The organism is Flavobacterium macacae, assembly GCF_003865365.1.
Classification (GTDB): domain Bacteria; phylum Bacteroidota; class Bacteroidia; order Flavobacteriales; family Flavobacteriaceae; genus Flavobacterium; species Flavobacterium macacae.
The window spans coordinates 10,578-28,535 of the sequence record NZ_RQVR01000012.1 but is presented as its reverse complement, the minus strand read 5'-3'; the positions used below and the strand labels follow the sequence as shown (position 1 = coordinate 28,535).

Genomic DNA, 17,958 nt, shown 5'->3' with positions numbered 1-17,958 from the left:
AAATTAACGTTATGGCAATTACTTATCTGGGATATCATTTTAAAGTAGAACCAAAAGAATTGGGTTCTGAAATTTTAGTAGCCGAATTAGGCGAAAAACCTTTTGAAAGTTTCATTGAAACTGAAAACGGTGTAAATGCATATATCCAGAAAGCGCTTTGGACCGAAGACGTTTTAGAAGATATTTTCATCTTAAATTCTCCTGAATTTACAATAAGCTACACGATTGAAGAAATCGAGCAAGTGAACTGGAATGAAGAATGGGAAAAGAATTTTGAAGCGATTGATGTGGACGGAATTTGCCACGTTCGCGCGCCTTTTCACGAAAAAACAGATGCTAAATATGATATCGTGATTGAACCAAAAATGTCTTTTGGGACAGGTCATCATGAAACAACACACATGATGATCCAGCATATTTTGGAAAATGATTTTGAAGGAAAGAAAACCTTAGATATGGGTTGTGGAACGGCAATTTTGGCAATTTTAGCTGAAATGAAAGGCGCTCAGCCAACGGATGCGATTGACATTGACAATTGGTGTTATTTGAATTCGATTGAAAATGCAGAGCGCAATAATTGCAAGCACATCTCCGTTTATGAAGGCGATGCTTCTTTATTGGAAGGAAAAAAATACGACACAATTATTGCCAATATCAACCGAAATATTTTACTGAACGATATGCAACACTATGTGGACTGCTTGAATGAAAACGGCACTTTATTTTTGAGTGGTTTTTACGAAGAAGACATTCCGGTGATTAATGCATCGTGCACTGAAAAAGGATTGACTTACGTTAAAAAACACCAAAGAAATAATTGGGTTGCCTTAAAATACGTAAATTAGATTAAAGTTTTGATTATGAGTACAAAAGAACAAATTTTAGAAGAAGTTTTAGTTGAAGAACAAGTTGGTTTAAACAATGAAATCATCGTTTATAATGACGATGTAAACACTTTTGACCACGTTATCAACACTTTAGTGCGCGTTTGCAACCACACTTCTGAACAAGCTGAACAATGTTCCTTAATTATTCATTACAAAGGAAAATGCACAGTTAAAACAGGAGGTTTAGACGAATTAAAACCACAATGCACTGGGCTTTTAGATGCCGGATTAAGTGCTGAAATAGTTTAAAAAGAAAAGGCTGTCAATTACGACAGCCTTTTTTATTTCTTAATTTTTGGTATAAACTTTTACCACCTTCACCGGAACGCCACTGACATCAGTTGTATTTTCATAACGCAACTCTGAACCGTTGAGCGTTACAATCGTATAAACGTCGTTTCCAATCGTTAATGTTGAATTATCTTTTGTCCAAGTGGAATTTGGCGCCGTATCTTCGGTACAAACTCCTTGCTGGTTTTTAAACAAAATAACGTCTCTAAAAACGCCACCTTGCACAAATTCTACATAATCTTTATTACAGCCTTCTTCGTGCTCGTTATAAGGGCTGTCAACTGGAGTTCCGCCATTAGTGCTGACAATCGTTTTGTTGTAATTCCACTTCCCGACGATACTTCTCTCAAAATCTTCATCGTCTGAATTACAAGAAATCATCGATAAGCCCGCCATAGCAAACGCACAAATCAAAAAAAGTTTCTTTTTCATATTGTTTTTATTAGTTTGAACTATAAACTGAAAAAAAGTATAAAAATTGTGATTTGCAACAATTACATCAAAGATCACTTAGCATAGTTTTGATTTCAAATCGTATATTCGTATCACCTTACCAACTTAATCAATAGTATCGTTTTGCCTAAGAAAATAATTCTCTTGCTACTGCTTTGTTCGTTTTTGGGATTTTCTCAAGAGCTTCCCCCTATTTTAAAATACGCTTCCAACACTTATAATGCTGGAAACCAAAACTGGATGATTACGCAAGACGACAATCAGTTTGTCTATTTTGCAAATAACGAAGGCCTTCTGGAATTCAACGGTTCAAACTGGTCGCTTTACCCTTCGCCAAATGAAACAATTATTCGTTCGGCAAAATCTATCGGAGACCGCATTTACACGGGCTGTTATATGGAATTTGGGTATTGGAAAAGACAATCCAACGGACTTTTAAAATACTTTTCTTTAAGTAAAAACCTGAAAGATAAAATCTTAGACGATGAACAGATTTGGAATATCATCGATTTTGACCAATGGGTCGTTTTTCAATCGCTAAACCAGATTTTTTTATACGATACAAAAACTTCAAGATTTAAAATAATTCATCCAAAAAGTGCCATTTCAAGAGCTTTTAAAACCAACGACGGTATTTATTACCAAACCTATGGCGAAGGTCTTTTTGAAATTGAAAACGGAACCGGAAAGCTGATTTCCAATAACCAAACGATACTGAAAAATAAAATCGTCAATCTATTTTCAAAGGATGGCGGGCTTTTAATCCAGACACAATTTAACGGCTTTTTTAATTTTTCTGACGGAATAATTTCCAAATGGAATACCGAAGCCGATACCGACTTATTGAACAGCAGTATTTACAGCAGTCAGCAACTGAACGACGGCGCTTTTGCTTTGGGAAGTGTTTCAAACGGAATTTTTATTATTTCAAAGGAAGGAAAACTGCTGTATCACATTACACAAAACAAAGGTTTGAGCAACAATACGGCGCTTTCCATATTTGAAGATTTTGACAAAAACCTTTGGATCGGACTGGATAACGGCATCAACTGCATCAATTTAAATTCACCCGTTCGTTCGTTTTCTGACGATACCGGAATTTTAGGAACCGTGTATACTTCGATTTTGCACAATGAAAATTTATACGTAGGAACCAATCAAGGTCTGTTTTACAAAAAATACAATTCAAACGAAGATTTTAAATTTATAAGCGGAACAAAAGGACAGGTTTGGTCGCTTTTCTCACATAAAGGAACGCTTTTTTGCGGTCACGATTCGGGAACATTTATCATATCAGAAAATAATTCGCGCCATATTTTTGCCCATTCTGGAACTTGGAAATTTGAAACGGTTCCGGGGCAAGAGGATCTGCTTTTACAAGGAAATTATTATGGACTTTCAATTTTAGAAAATAAAAACGGCCAATGGAATTTCAAAAATAAAATTGATGGTTTTGATTATTCTTCAAAATATTTTGAAATCACAAAATCGCTTGAAGTTTATGTAAGCCATGAATACAAAGGCGTTTTTAGATTTCAATTGGATAAAAATTTGACCAAAACGGCTCAATTTGATACCTACAAAAATCCATCAAAAGGAAAAAATGCAAGTTTGACACAGTTCAATGGCAACATTTATTATTCCTATAAAGAAGGAATTTTTAAACTGAATAAAAAAACAAAACAGTTTGAAAAACAAGAAGATTTAAGCCAGGTTTTCAAGAAAGACGATTATACTTCTGGGAAATTAATGGTTGACAATTCGAACCGCCTTTGGTTTTTTACCAAAAATTATATCAATTATTTCTCCTTCGGTAAATTGAGTTCGCAGTTAAAGCACAACATTGTTCCGATTCCTTCATCACTGACCAATTCGATGCTTGGTTATGAAAATATAACGCAAATTTCAAATTCGATTTATTTGATCGGGACCACCGATGGCTATTATACTTTAAACATTGACGAATTGAAATTCAATAAATATAAAATTTCAATGTCAAGCATTACGGTGAATAAAACCAATGAGAACTTGCAGTTTGCGTCCATAAAAGGGCCATCTGATTTTAAATTTGCAGAGAATAATATTACTTTTTCATATACCGTTCCGGAGTTTAATAAGTACATCAATGCGGAATTTCAGTACATTTTAGAAGGTTCACAAGAAACTTGGAGCGAATGGAGTACGAAACCAACCATCAATTTTAAAAATCTTCCGGCTGGCGATTATACTTTTAAAGTCAGGGGAAAAATCGGAAATGATTCTTCAGAAAATGTCGCCTCTTATTCTTTTACAATTCTAAAACCTTGGTACAGAACCAATCTTGCGGTTTTTATTTATATGATCATACTTTGCATTATGGCTTATTTTATCAACCGCGCTTATAAAAATTATTACCACAGGCAAAAAGAGAAATTGATTGAAGAAAACAACCGCCTTCTTGAAATTAAAGAGTTAGAAACAGAACAGCAATTGATGAAAATCAAAAACCAGCAATTAGAAGACGATTTCGAAAGTAAAAATCGTGAATTGGCGGCGTCAACGATGAGCTTGATTAAAAAGAATGAGTTTTTGAGTCGGATTAAAGATGATCTGAAGAAAGATTCTGAAGAAGGAAGCCGAAACATCAAATCGGTTATCACCACCATCAACAAAAATATCAGTGAAGAAGATACATGGAATATCTTTAAAGATGCGTTCAACAACGCCGACAAGGATTTCTTGAAAAAAGTAAAAGCACTGCACCCAACATTAACTCCCAACGATCTTCGACTTTGTGCCTATCTTCGATTAAATCTTTCCTCAAAAGAAATTGCTCCGTTGTTGAATATCTCGGTGCGAAGTGTGGAGATAAAACGATATCGTTTGCGTAAAAAAATGGAATTGGCCCATGAAGAAGGCCTTGTTGAGCACATACTTTCCATTTAAACAACTACAACACTTCATAATTTCACCTATACATCACCACAACAATAACGTTGTAATGTTATTTTTAAGACCTTTTGTGAGATCATTAGTATATCATTAAGAAAGTCTTAATTTACTGTTAACACTAGACTTGTATTATCAAAACCATAATAAAAAGGCTTTTTTTTTGAATTGTATATTTTTTGTTGTGGTTCTATTTATTAAAGTATCATATATCTAAACTAATTTTAACTATCACAAAAAACAAATAAATATGAAGTCAAACTTTTACCTCTTTACCTTCCTCTTACTATCATCATTTTGTTTTGCGCAGAATTATGATATTAGTGGAACAGTAATCGAGGCTCAAACAGGTTTAGGGTTACCTGGAGCCAATGTATCCGTTAAAAATGGAACACAGCAAACAACCGCAGATTTAGACGGTAACTTTACATTGGTAAAAGTTCCTTCTGGATCTACATTAGTTATTAGTTACATTGGATTTACTACGAAAGAAATTTCAGTTACTTCAAATCAGCCAATTAATGTTAGACTTGATTCTGATCAGCAATCATTAGATGAAGTTGTTGTTATCGGTTATGGTTCGCAAAAAAAGAAAGAAGTCACCGGAGCCGTAAGTACCATTTCAAGCCAAACCCTTGAAGTCCTTAAACCTATTAAAGTGGAACAAGCTTTACAAGGAACCGTTTCGGGTGTAAATGTGACTTCACAATCTGGTGCTCCTGGTGCTGGCTTGGATATTAGAATTAGAGGTATTGCTACTAATGGAGAAAACAGACCTACTGCGATCATTGATGGATATATTGGAGATTTAAGTCTTTTGAATCCAAATGACATTGAATCGATTACGATTTTAAAAGATGCACAAGCCGCCATTTATGGTACTATTGGGGCTAATGGTGTCATCTTGATTACTACTAAAAAAGGAAAAAGAAACTCAAAAGCGGTTATTAACTATAATGTATATACTGGTTTTCAAGAAACTAGCAGAAAATTACCAACTTTAAACGCTACTGAATTTGCATTGTATGTGAATGAAAGTTATGCTAACAACGGAAATCCACTTCCGTTTCCAAATGCGACTGGTTTAGGAAAAGGAACGGATTGGCAAGATCAAGTTTTTGGAAAATCGGTGCCAATTGTGAACCACGATATCAACATTTCTGGAGGTTCTGATAAAATCACGTATTCTGTCAGCGGTTCGCACCTTGATCAAGAAGGTCTAGTTGGTGGAAACAAATCAGGTTTCTTAAGAAATACGGCAAGAATAAGTATCAATGCTGATGTAACTGACAAATTAAAGTTGAACGCAAATGCGATTTACACCTATTTTGACAGAAAAACGTTAAATGAAAATGTGCTTGGTTCAGTTTTGTTCAATGCTTTGAACATCGCTCCTACAATTAATGCTTTTGATGACAACGGAAACTATTCCTTGGTTCCGAATCAAGCGGTTTATGGTTCAGAAATCATCAATCCGTTAGCGCAAATTGAAAACACTTATAATTCTTATAATTACAAAAAATTAAACGGAACTTTTGGTGTTGAGTACGAAATCCTTGACGGATTAAAACTTAACGGAAGAATGGGTTTTAATACTTCAAATTCTGAAGGTAAATCTTTTGCCAAGCTACTTGATTATGGCGGAAAAATTTATGACAATCCAAGAAGTAGCGTAACTCAAAATACGGTAAATGATAATAACTACTCTTTTGACTTGTATGCTGATTACAAAAAATCAATTGGTGAAGCACACAATTTTGGATTAACTGTTGGTACCACTATTTATAAAGAATGGGGAAATGGACTTGGTGCAACGGGTTATGATGTTCCGAACAATTCATGGGAATTTGCAGATATTTCTCTAACTACCGGAGCTGTAAATGCAAAACAAAATTCATCGTATGTATATGACGAAAGAAGACTTTCTTACTTTGGAAGACTTCAATATGACTACAAAGGAAAATATCTTTTCTCTGCCATCATCAGACGCGACTCTTCAACAAAATTTGGACCTGCAAACTCAGTAGCTTACTTCCCTTCCTTTACTGCGGGATGGGTAGTTTCTGATGAAGGTTTTTATGGCGATTCTCCTCTGGTAAACTTCTTTAAAATTAGAGCCAGTTATGGAACTTTAGGAAATGACCAGATTGGAAACAACAGGTATCTTGGAATTTTAAATGGTGAAGGAACGTATGTTTTTGACGGAGAATTAACCAACGGAACTGCTGGTGGAGCGATTCAAAATGCCAATGTTAAATGGGAAGAAGCTAAGAAATTTGACGTGGGTATTGATTTAAATCTTTTCAATGACAAGGTTTCTATCGTTGCAGATTACTTTATCGACACACGAACAGATTTGTTAATTCCAGCGATTCCGGTTTCAGGAATTATCGGAATTGGGGCTCCTGGAGCTAGCGCGCCGACTTTAAATGCGGGGGATGTGAAAAATTATGGAGTTGAATTTGCAATTGGTTATAAAGATCAGATTTCTGATAATTTCAGTTTTGATATCAATTATAACGTTACTTTCTTAAAAAATAAAGTGACAAGAGTTGATAACGGAACAGGTTTTTATGAAGGTGGAAACTTTGGATTAAGCACTCCAACTTCAAGAATGCAAGTAGGAAAACCAATGGGTTACTTCTTTGGTTACCAAACTGCTGGAATTTTCCAAAACCAGGCTGAAGTGGATGCACATCCGTCACAAGTGGCACTTGGCGCTGAAGCAAAACCGGGAGATCTTCGTTTTGTTGACGTAAATGGTGACGGAAAAATTGATGCAAACGACAGAACTAACATTGGTGATCCGATTCCTGCGGCAACCATGGGTTTCAATCTTACATTGAAATATAAAAACTTTGACTTCTCTGCTTACACTTTTGCTTCCATCGGAAATGATATGGTAAGAAACTATGAAAGAGATATTCAATACGGAAACAAATTGAATTATGTTCTTGACAGATGGACTGGCGAAGGAACAAGCAATTCTGTTCCAAGAGCAACAATTGGAGCCACAGGAAATAAAAATTTCTCAAGCTTTTATGTAGAAGATGCTTCGTACATCAGAATTCAAAATGTACAAATTGGATACAATATGGCTCAAGATTTATTTGGAGACTCAGGTATTTCAAAAGCCAGAATTTATGTGGGTGTAAACAATTTATACACTTTTACAAAATATATGGGTTATGATCCAGGAGCTTCATCAGGTGCGCCAATCGGCGGCGGAGTTGATTATGGATTTTATCCAGTACCAAGAACTTTCTTATTAGGTGCAAACATTAATTTTTAATTCTATGAAAATGAAAAATAATATATTCAAAGCTATTGTCGCTTTTGGACTTATAGCTTCTCTAACAGTTTCTTGCAGCGATGAATTCGTGGACAGAAAACCAACTTATTCTATTGACTCTGAAAACTATTTCAACTCAAAAGAAGAATATGATTTGGCTTTAGTAGCTGCTTATGACCTTTTGCAATCAACTTATGTCAATGTATTGTTAGGTGAAATTGCTTCTGACAATACATTAAGTGGTGGCGAAAGTGCCAATGACACTCCGGGTTTCCAACAAATTGACGAAATGATTCACACACCTGTGAACTCAAATTTAAAAAATGTTTGGGATTGGATGTTTGCTGGTGTGAACAGATGCAACTACATCTTAGAATTTAAAGACAAAACTGATTTTGAAGGAAAAGAGCAAGTTATTGCACAAGCCCGTTTTTTAAGAGCGTATTACCACTTTGAATTGGTAAAATGGTTTGGAGGAATTCCTTTGAAAGGTGATGCTCGTTTTAGATTAGGTGACGAAAGTACTATTCCACGTTCAACAAAAGAAGAAGTGTATGCTTCCATCGAAGCTGATTTGCTTTTTGCAATTGACAATTTGAGTACTATTCCTGCACAACAAGGTAGAGTAACTAAAGGTGCTGCTCAAGCATTACTTGGAAAAGCGTATTTATTTCAAGACAAATTCGCTGAATCAGCTGCTGTTTTTGAAAACTTGATTAATGTAACTGGAGGATATTCTTTAGTAACTGATTACAATACTATTTTTGAGCATGCTGGAGAAAATGGTCCTGAATCTATTTTTGAAGTACAATATACTGATATTGAAGGTGCTGGATTTGGATGTTTGCAATGTTCTGAAGGAAATGTTGCTGTAGGTTTTAGCGGCGTCAGAAATTATTCTGGTCCTTTATTTTCCTCAGGTTACAGTTTCAATGTTCCCACACAAGAAGCATATGATAGCTTTGATGATGATGATTTAAGAAAAAATGTAGCTATTTTAGATATCGTTGCTTGGGCGGCACAAACGGGCGCAACTTATGGAGAAGGTTACAAACACACCGGTTATTTCAATAAAAAATACATTCCAAGAACAAGATCAGCGGGTTCTCAAGGAGATTTAAACTTGACAAACCCTAACAATTACAGAGCAATTCGCTATGCAGATGTTTTATTGATGGCTGCCGAAGCTTTTAATAGAGGCGGCATTGATGAAACAAAAGCAAGAACTTACTTAAATCTTGTGAGAAGAAGAGCTTTTGGAGATACCAATCACGACATCAACGGATCTGGAGCTACTTTAACTACCTTCATTTGGGAAGAAAGAAGAAGAGAATTAATGGGCGAAGGCCACCGTTTCTTTGACTTGGTTAGAACCGGAAGAGCTGCCATTGAAATTGAAGGTTTTTCATCAAACAAAAACGAGGTATTCCCTATTCCAATCGAGGAAATCCAATTTTCTAACGGAAACTGGTCTCAAAATACTGGATATTAAAACATATAAACTATGAAGAATATTAAACTAATAGCGAGCATTTTTTTCGTTTCATTATTGTTGGCTTGTTCACAAGATGATTCTGATACCGGCTTTTTTGATAATGCCGATGCTCCAGCAAATATTTCAGCATTATTTACGATTACTCAAAATAATTCTGGATTGGTTACCATCGCTCCACACGGAGAAGGTATTGTAAGTTATGAAGTCTTTTATGGCGATGCGACTGTGGAATCAGTGACTTTAGCCGTGGGTCAAAAAACGACTCACACGTATGCCGAAGGTCAATATAACGTAAAAATCATAGCAACAGGAATCAACGGAAAAACAACAGAAGCAATACTCCCATTGACAGTTGCATTTGTGGCTCCAGAAAATGTGGCTGTGACGATCATTCCTGCCACCGGAGATACTTTTACAATTGGTGTTACTGCAACTGCTGATTTTGAAACGTATTTTGAAGTATGGTATGGCGAAGATCCAAGCCAAACTCCAGTACAATTTAATGAAGGGCAAACTGTAAACCACACCTATGCTGCAATCGGAACGTATGCCGTTAGAGTTGTCGCTTACAGCGGAGGTGTTGCTACAACTGAAGTGATTCAAAATGTTACCATCAGCAATCCGGTTACTTTGCCCATCACTTTTGAAAATGCTACTTTAAACTATCAATTTTCAGATTTTGGAAATGCAGCCACAAGTAAAGTTGCAAACCCTGATATTTCTGGAATCAATTTAAGTGCCAATGTTGGAAAATCAATCAAAACGGCTGGCGCTGAAGTTTGGGCAGGAACAACCATCGTTTTAGACAGTCCAATTGACTTTTCTACTCTAACTAAATTCAGAGTAAAAGTGTGGTCTCCTGCAGTTGGTGTTACGGTAAAAATGAAAATTGAGAACCTAAATAATGGCGATATCAACCACGAAGTAGATCAAGTAACAACAGTGGCAAACGCTTGGCAATACTTAACTTATGATTTTGGAACTGTAAATACTGCAAATTCATATTCAAAAGTTATTTTCTTCTTTAATTTCGGAACAAATGGTTCCGGCGATACATACTATTTTGATGACATCCGCCAAACCGATGGTGCTGAACCAAAAACGCTTCCTCTTACTTTTGAATCCACAACTTTAAATTATGGTTTTGGAGATTTCGGAAATGCTTTTGCTACAAGAATTGCCAATCCACAATCAAACGGAATGAATACGAGTGCATTTGTTGCACAAGTGGTTAAAAATGCAGGTGCAGAAGTGTGGGCCGGAACAGCAATTACATTAACTGAACCAATTGATTTTTCTTCTTTCCAAAAAATAAAAATTAAAGTTTGGTCGCCAGCAGCAGGAATTCCGGTTTTATTAAAACTAGAAAATAGTTCAAATACAGGAATCAACACCGAACTTTCTGCTACAACAACTGTAGCAAATGCTTGGCAAGAACTGACTTATGATTTAACCGGAATTAACAACAATAATAACTATCAAAACGTAGTGCTTTTCTTTGACTTTGGAACGAATGGAACTGGAGCGACCTACTATTTTGACGATGTTAAACTTTCAAATTAATCGCTATGAAAAAGATATTAAACAAATTAGGAATTTTACTGATGCTTATAGTATTGGTATCTGCCTGTCAAGACGATGACAAGTCATTCGGAAGCTTAGACGCACCAACAAATCTTTCTTTAACCTACGAAATAGTTGGCGTTGACGCTGATAATCCAAACGGAAACGGAACAGGAGATGTGATCTTAAAAGCAAAAGCAGACAATGCGATGAGCTATAAATTTATTTTCGAAGATTTATCAAACACTACCGTTTCTGGAGGTCAATTCACAAAAAAATTCACGAAAAACGGTATCAATTCTTATCAAGTGACGGTTGTCGCAATTGGTAAAGGCGGTGTCGCAAGTAGCGCTTCTTTTATTGTTGAAGACGTATTCAGTAATTTTTCTGATTTAGTAACTTTCGGATTATTAACAAACGGATCTTCTAAAACTTGGTATTGGGCAGCTGCCGTTCCAGGGCATCTTGGCGTAGGTCCAAATAATGGTGATCTTGATGCCAATCGCGTGCCTGGTTATTATGCCGCAACACCTTTTGAAAAAGAAGCTTCCGCAGATTCAAATTGTCTTTATGACAACGAATTGACTTTCACGGCTGACGGAGATGTTTTAAAATATACCTTAAACAACTTCGGAAAAACATTCTTCAATGCTTCTTATGCAGTGGAATTTGGTGGTGCTCCAGGAAGCGATCATTGCTTAAATTATAATACTGGTGGTGAAAAAATTGTAACGCTTGGACCGTCATCTTCATTAGTTGGTAGCGAATTTAAAACGGGCACTGAAATGATATTCACTGACGGAGGTTTTATGGGATATTACATCAATGCAACTTCTTATGATATTTTATCAATAACTCCTGACAGAATGGTGATTAGAGCCGTTCCCGGAAATGATCCTGCTTTAGCTTGGTACTTTATTTACAGCTCACAACCTCCTGTTCAAGGTGGTGGAAATGAGCCAGAACCAGATTATACCAACTTGGTTTTTGCTGATGAATTTGATGTTGACGGCGCTCCAAATTCAGCAAATTGGGGTTACAATATTGGAACCGGAGATAACGGTTGGGGAAATAGCGAGTCGCAATATTACACCAGCAGACCAGAAAACGTAATCGTTCAAGGTGGATTTTTGAAAATTATCGCTAAAGCGGAAAGCTACATGGGATCCAGCTACACTTCTGCCCGATTGGTTTCTGAAAACAAATTTGAATTCACCTACGGAAAAGTAGAATTCAGGGCAAAATTACCTGTTGGTGGCGGTACCTGGCCTGCACTTTGGATGCTGGGGCAAAATTACCAAACAAATCCTTGGCCGGCTTGTGGCGAAATTGATGTGATGGAACACAAAGGAAACCAGCCGAACACCATCCATTCAACGCTTCATTTCCCTGGAAATTTTGGAGGAAACGGACCAACTGCCACAACAACTGCTTCAAATGTTGGAGGCGAGTTTCATACCTACAGAGTGGTTTGGAGCCCAACTTCCATTACATTTTCTGTAGATGACCAACCTGCTTTCCACACAGTGGCCAACAATCCAGGAACACCTTTTAACTTAGATTTCTTCCTGATAATGAACGTGGCGATGGGCGGTACTTTTGGAGGAACAATCGCACCGGGATTCTCGCAATCTTCAATGGAAGTGGACTATGTAAGAGTTTACCAATAATTTTTCCAAGTTTAATAGATAAGAAGGCCATCAAAAAGCCTTCTTATTTATTTAATTTCAAATTTATATAATGAAAAACAACCTATTAAAATATGGATTGTTCACCTTTTCTTTGGCTTTTGCCATAAGTTGTGGCACTCCAAAAGCAAATTTGACCGCAAGTCAAAAAGACCCCATTGCCCAACGAGTAGATTCGGTACTAAAACTAATGACTTTGGAAGAAAAAGTCGGGCAGATGAACCAATACAACGGATTCTATGATGTAACCGGCCCTGCTCCATCGGAAGGAGAAGCTTCAAAAAAATATGAAAATATTAAAAAAGGACTGGTAGGTTCCATGCTGAATATTCGGGGTGCAAAAGAAGTCAGGGCAATGCAAAAAATTGCAGTCGAAGAAACCCGTTTGGGAATTCCGATGCTATTTGGTTTTGATGTCGTTCACGGATACAAGACGGTAAGCCCGATTCCGTTGGCTGAAGCCGCTTCTTGGGATCTAGAAGCTATGAAAAAATCAGCCGAAATTGCCGCTGCCGAAGCTGCCGCCGCAGGTTTAAACTGGACTTTCGCACCGATGGTTGACATCACGCGTGACGCGCGGTGGGGAAGAGTTATGGAAGGCGCTGGCGAAGATCCTTACTTGGGAAGCCAAATTGCGATCGCCAGAGTACGTGGTTTTCAAGGTGACAAATTTGATGAATTTCACCTTGCCGCCTGTACAAAACATTTTGCCGGTTATGGTTTTTCAGAATCGGGCCGCGATTACAACACCGTTGATGTGAGCGAAAATACCTTGCACAACATCATCCTTCCTCCTTTCAAGGCGACAGTTGATGCTGGCGTCTTGACCTTTATGAATTCCTTCAATGAGTTGGAAGGCATTCCGGCAACGGGAAACAAATATTTGCAAAGAGATTTGCTGAAAGGCGAATGGAATTTTAACGGATTCGTGGTTTCTGACTGGGGTTCTGTGGCAGAAATGATCCCGCACGGCTATGCAAAAGATCTAAAAGAAGCTTCGATGCTTGCCGCAAATGCGGGTTCTGATATGGATATGGAATCCTACGGATATTTAAACCATTTGGTGGATTTAGTCAAAGAAGGAAAAGTTTCTGAAGACAAAATCGATGATTCCGTAAGTCGCATTTTGAGAGTGAAATTTTTATTGGGATTGTTTGATGATCCCTACAAATATTGCGACGAAGCTCGTGAAAAAGAAACCACCGGAAAACAAGAATTTCAAGACGGCGTTTTAGATATGGCAAAAAAATCAATCGTTCTTTTAAAGAATGAAAATGATTTGCTTCCGCTAAAAAAATCAGGGCAGAGAATTGCCATCATCGGAGCGTTGGCCAACGACAAAACAAGTCCGCTTGGAAGCTGGAGGATCGGTGCTGATGATAACACCGCGGTTTCTTTTTTGGAAGGAATGAATATGTACAAGGGAAATCAAATTACCTACGAAAACGGGGCTGACGTGGCTGTAGGATTACCAAAATTCGTAGAACAAACCAAAATCAACATGACAGACAAAAGTGGTTTCGACAAAGCATTTGCTGCAGCAAAAAATGCTGATGTCGTGATTATGGTACTTGGCGAACACGGTTTGCAATCTGGCGAAGGAAGAAGCCGTGCTGAAATCGGACTTCCGGGCGTGCAACAAGAGCTGTTAGAAACCGTTTTTAAAGCCAATAAAAATATTGTTTTGGTGTTGCAAAACGGCCGTCCGTTGACTATTCCTTGGGCGGCAAAAAACATTCCTGCCATCGTTGAAGCTTGGCATTTAGGAACGCAAAGCGGCCATGCCATTGCGCAAGTTTTGTACGGAGATTACAATCCGAGTGGAAAACTGCCAATGACTTTCCCTAGAAATGTGGGACAATTGCCAATTTATTACAACTATAAAAATACCGGAAGGCCTTCGACAGATAATCCGGAAAGCGTTTTTTGGTCGCATTACAACGATGTTGAAAATACGCCCCAATATCCGTTTGGATTTGGATTGAGCTATTCTAAATTTGAATATTCTAATTTAAAACTAGACAAAAAATCATTTGCTAAAAACGGAACAATTACGGTAACTGTAGACGTCAAAAACAACAGCAAAGTCGATGGAAAAGAAGTCGTTCAAATGTACATCAGAGATTTGGTTGCCAGCGTAACTCGTCCGGTTCGGGAGCTGAAAGGCTTTGAAATGACTGAAATAAAAGCGGGAGAAACCAAAACAGTTTCTTTTGAAATTAATGAAAAAACAATTGAATTTTATACTGCAAATAAAAAATGGGAAGTGGAAGCAGGCGATTTCCAAGTGTTTGTTGGCGGAAGCTCTATGGCTACATTACAATCTGATTTTAAATATTCTAATTAATAAAAAATGAAAACTACTTTAATAGCCGTTTTAATGCTTTCAGCGAGTTTTTCTTTTGGTCAAGCCAAAAAAGGAAAGTTGATCTGGGAAGAAAATTTTAACGGGAAAAGTTTAAACGAGAACGTTTGGAACTTTGAATTAGGCGACGGTTGCCCAAATATCTGCGGATGGGGAAATAACGAACGCCAAATTTATACCAAAGAAAACCACAAGTTGGTGGATGGAAATTTAGTAATCACCGCTAAAAAAGACGGTGACAAATACACTTCCACGAGAATCACGACCGCGGGTAAAAAAGAGTTCAAATATGGCTATATGGAAACGCGTGCAAAATTGCCTGTTGGTCAAGGAATCTGGCCTGCTTTCTGGATGTTGGGTGCTAATATCAAACATGTAGGTTGGCCAAAAAGCGGTGAAATTGACATTTTAGAATATGTTGGAAGAGATCCTCAAATGGTGTACACAACGCTTCACACGCAAGCCAATCACGGCGACAATGCAAGTTCAAGCAAAATGAAATTTGAAAATATCGAAGAAGGTTTTCACACTTTTGGCGTGGATTGGAAAAAAGACAAAATGGATTTTTATGTAGATGCTATTTTAGTGTATACTTTTAATCCAAAAGATAAAAATGAAGACGTTTGGCCCTTTGACCAGCCGTTTTATTTCATCTTAAATATGGCAATTGGTGGCAATTTTGGCGGTCCAGAAGTGGATGACAGCATCTTTCCACAGGAATTTATTATCGATTATGTTCGGGTTTATTCGAACTAAGTTTTTGTTTTAAGGTTTGAGTTAGTAGGCATTCGCAGGAAATTCGTTTTTCCTGCGATTGTTTTTTATAGCTTTTAGCCAAACTTTAATAGGGCAATTTTTCTTTTAAAATTCCATATAAAAAAGTACCGATCAAAGCTCCGATCAGCACAATTCCGATGCCGTAAAAACCAGCTCCAATCAAGATAAAAATAGGCCCGGGACACGTTCCAATCATTCCCCAACCAAGTCCAAAAAGAATTCCTCCAATAGCATAGCTCAAAAATCCTTTTTCCTTGTCTTGAATAGAAATCGGTGTTCCCTCAATATTTTTAATATTTTTTCTTTTATAAATTTGAACTCCTAGAACGCCTACAAACATGGCGGTCATCATAATTCCAAACATGTGAAACGACTGGAACTGGAACATTTCATAAATTCTGTACCACGAAACGGCTTCTGCTTTTGTCAAAACGATTCCGAAAACAATTCCGACTAATAGATATTTTATAAATTTCATAGCTTAAAAAATTAGAGGTAAAAGAAAGTGTGCAGCAACCAAGCCTCCGATAAAAAATCCGATAACGGCAATTAAAGAAGGCAATTGCAGATTACTCAATCCACTAATTGCGTGTCCCGAAGTACAGCCTCCGGCGTATCTTGCTCCAAAACCGACCAATAATCCGCCCAAAAGCATAAATACAAAAATCTTTGGGGTAAAAATACTTTCTGCCGAAGTAAACTTCTCAGGAATTAGGTTTCCGTTTACCGGAGCATCAATTTTCATTTCTTGCAATTGCGTAATCGTCTGTGGATTGAGCTGCACGCCAGAACCGTCGCTCAAATAATTTACGGCAATAAAACCGCCAATCATCGCTCCTAATACGACAACAAGATTCCAGCGCTGTGATTTCCAATCGAAACGAAAGAAATCCGAAAATTTCCCCGCGCCCGAAATCGTGCAAAGCGTTCTTAAATTCGACGACATTCCGAATGTTTTTCCGAAATAAACAAGTGTCAGCATAACTGCTCCAAGCAAAAATCCTGAAATATACCAAGGCCAAGTGCCGTAAAAACTATACATAATGAAATTATTTTCGGCAAAAATAAGAATTCACTTCCACTCTATCGTACAATTTCGTTCCAAAATAGATTCTAAGTTAAAATTAAACCTTTAATTTTGGCTTCAGAATAAAAAAAACCTACAATGAAAAAATTTGCGATTGAATTTAAATGGGGAATCCGTTATACTTTTTGTTATTTGGCTTGGGCTATTTTTGAGAAAGTGTTGGGCGTTTTTGGAGAAAATATAAGTTATTACATGCTTTCTTCGCTACTTTTTTACGTCCTTGCTTCCATAATTTACATAGCTGCCTTAAAAGAGAAAAAATTCCGTTTTTTCAACGGAAATATGGATTGGAAACAAGGAACCGCCACCGGACTTTACATGACCATTATAATTGCATTGCTGATGCCGTTGTCGCAAGCCTCGATTCACGAAGTAATTGCACCTGAATTTTTTGAAAATATGATTGCACTTTCAAATGACAAAGTGGCTGCAGCGAGTTATTTTAATTTGAAAAGCTACATAATGCAAACTGTCTTTTTTACGTTATCCATTGGAATGGTAATTGCAGCTGTAGTTTCGTATTTCATTCAGACTAAAAAGAAATAAAATCATGAAAATAAAATCATTGTTACTGCTTGTATTTGCTGGAATGGCACTGGTTTCTTGCATCAGCGCGAAATCTACCTTAAAAAATGTGGATGAAAATGCGCCCGAACCAACGCTGACCAAAGATGGCTGGTTTTTAATCACTGAATATGCCAAAGACAAAAAATACGGCTATAACAAAGATTATCCGATTAATGTTTTTTATAAAAATGTAAAAGACGAAGACAGCAACCCAAAACGATTTTTAGACGCTTTGACCGGACCAAAAGGCGAAACAATTACCTATAAAAAAGTAGAAAGCTGTTGCCCGTTTCCAACAAAAAGAGGCGAATCTGGTGCAGGATTTTTAGACCTTTATGAAATCAATTATCCGGGATTAAAAAAACCTTTAAAACTGTATTTCAATATTTACAGTAAAGGGTATTTATTTGTGCCAAAGGGATTTGGATTGAAGAAATAATACTTTTAAAGTAGCAATGAGCTCGACATTTAGTAGTGTTTCGTTTTTTTTGCCCCATTTAAAATGTAAGAAAAATAAATGATTTGGAATAGATTTTTAGTTATATTCGTTAAAATAATTCGGATC

The 17,958-nt window shown here is 37.0% G+C and carries 14 protein-coding genes; 11 read left to right on the top strand and 3 right to left on the bottom strand.

Going from position 1 to position 17,958, the window contains the following annotated elements; all coding sequences use genetic code 11:
- Positions 1–11: 11 nt before the first annotated feature.
- Positions 12–845: a 50S ribosomal protein L11 methyltransferase gene (gene prmA, locus EG849_RS10970; protein WP_125013128.1), complete on the top strand. Its 834-nt coding sequence runs from the start codon at positions 12–14 to the stop codon at positions 843–845.
- A 15-nt stretch (positions 846–860) separates the two neighbouring features.
- Positions 861–1,136 carry an ATP-dependent Clp protease adaptor ClpS gene (locus tag EG849_RS10965; protein ID WP_125013127.1) on the top strand — a complete coding sequence of 92 codons (276 nt, stop codon included), beginning with the start codon at positions 861–863 and terminating at the stop codon, positions 1,134–1,136.
- A gap of 39 nt (positions 1,137–1,175) precedes the next feature.
- Here the strand turns inward: EG849_RS10965 and EG849_RS10960 are convergent, their stop codons facing one another.
- Positions 1,176–1,610 (bottom strand): lipocalin family protein, encoded by a 435-nt coding sequence (locus EG849_RS10960; protein ID WP_125013126.1) that lies wholly within the window; start codon positions 1,608–1,610, stop codon positions 1,176–1,178.
- Positions 1,611–1,754: 144 nt separating this feature from the next.
- Here EG849_RS10960 and EG849_RS10955 point away from each other — a divergent pair, with 144 nt between their 5' ends.
- From EG849_RS10955 to EG849_RS10925, 7 genes are all read left to right on the top strand, one after another.
- A complete protein-coding gene (locus EG849_RS10955; RefSeq protein WP_317125202.1) occupies positions 1,755–4,556 on the top strand; it encodes a helix-turn-helix and ligand-binding sensor domain-containing protein in 2,802 nt (933 codons plus the stop codon).
- Between the two features lie 253 nt (positions 4,557–4,809).
- The gene (locus tag EG849_RS10950; RefSeq protein ID WP_125013125.1) at positions 4,810–7,851 is read left to right on the top strand and encodes a SusC/RagA family TonB-linked outer membrane protein; all 3,042 of its coding nucleotides are present in this window, start codon (positions 4,810–4,812) and stop codon (positions 7,849–7,851) included.
- Between the two features lie 4 nt (positions 7,852–7,855).
- Complete coding sequence (locus tag EG849_RS10945; protein ID WP_199732275.1) at positions 7,856–9,343, top strand: RagB/SusD family nutrient uptake outer membrane protein; 1,488 nt, start codon at positions 7,856–7,858, stop codon at positions 9,341–9,343.
- Between the two features lie 12 nt (positions 9,344–9,355).
- A complete protein-coding gene (locus EG849_RS10940) occupies positions 9,356–10,909 on the top strand; it encodes a phage tail protein (protein WP_125013123.1) in 1,554 nt (517 codons plus the stop codon).
- A gap of 5 nt (positions 10,910–10,914) precedes the next feature.
- Positions 10,915–12,579, top strand: coding sequence for a glycoside hydrolase family 16 protein (locus EG849_RS10935; protein ID WP_125013122.1), 1,665 nt, complete (start codon positions 10,915–10,917; stop codon positions 12,577–12,579).
- A 70-nt stretch (positions 12,580–12,649) separates the two neighbouring features.
- Complete coding sequence (gene bglX, locus EG849_RS10930) at positions 12,650–14,944, top strand: beta-glucosidase BglX (protein ID WP_125013121.1); 2,295 nt, start codon at positions 12,650–12,652, stop codon at positions 14,942–14,944.
- A gap of 6 nt (positions 14,945–14,950) precedes the next feature.
- Positions 14,951–15,718 carry a glycoside hydrolase family 16 protein gene (locus tag EG849_RS10925; protein WP_125013120.1) on the top strand — a complete coding sequence of 256 codons (768 nt, stop codon included), beginning with the start codon at positions 14,951–14,953 and terminating at the stop codon, positions 15,716–15,718.
- Positions 15,719–15,803: 85 nt separating this feature from the next.
- Here EG849_RS10925 and EG849_RS10920 read toward each other — a convergent pair whose 3' ends face one another.
- The gene (locus tag EG849_RS10920) at positions 15,804–16,217 is read right to left on the bottom strand and encodes a DUF6691 family protein (protein WP_125013119.1); all 414 of its coding nucleotides are present in this window, start codon (positions 16,215–16,217) and stop codon (positions 15,804–15,806) included.
- A 3-nt stretch (positions 16,218–16,220) separates the two neighbouring features.
- On the bottom strand, positions 16,221–16,781 hold the full coding sequence (locus EG849_RS10915) for a YeeE/YedE family protein (protein WP_125013118.1): 561 nt from the start codon (positions 16,779–16,781) through the stop codon (positions 16,221–16,223).
- 123 nt (positions 16,782–16,904) lie between these two features.
- Between EG849_RS10915 and EG849_RS10910 the strand changes: the two genes are divergently transcribed.
- Together EG849_RS10910 and EG849_RS10905 are read left to right on the top strand one after the other, a co-directional pair.
- Entirely contained in the window at positions 16,905–17,372 is a 468-nt protein-coding gene (locus EG849_RS10910; RefSeq protein ID WP_125013117.1) for a DUF4199 domain-containing protein, read from the top strand.
- 4 nt (positions 17,373–17,376) lie between these two features.
- Positions 17,377–17,832, top strand: a complete 456-nt coding sequence (locus EG849_RS10905; protein WP_125013116.1) for a 2-dehydro-3-deoxyphosphooctonate aldolase — start codon at positions 17,377–17,379, stop codon at positions 17,830–17,832.
- Positions 17,833–17,958 lie beyond the last annotated feature (126 nt).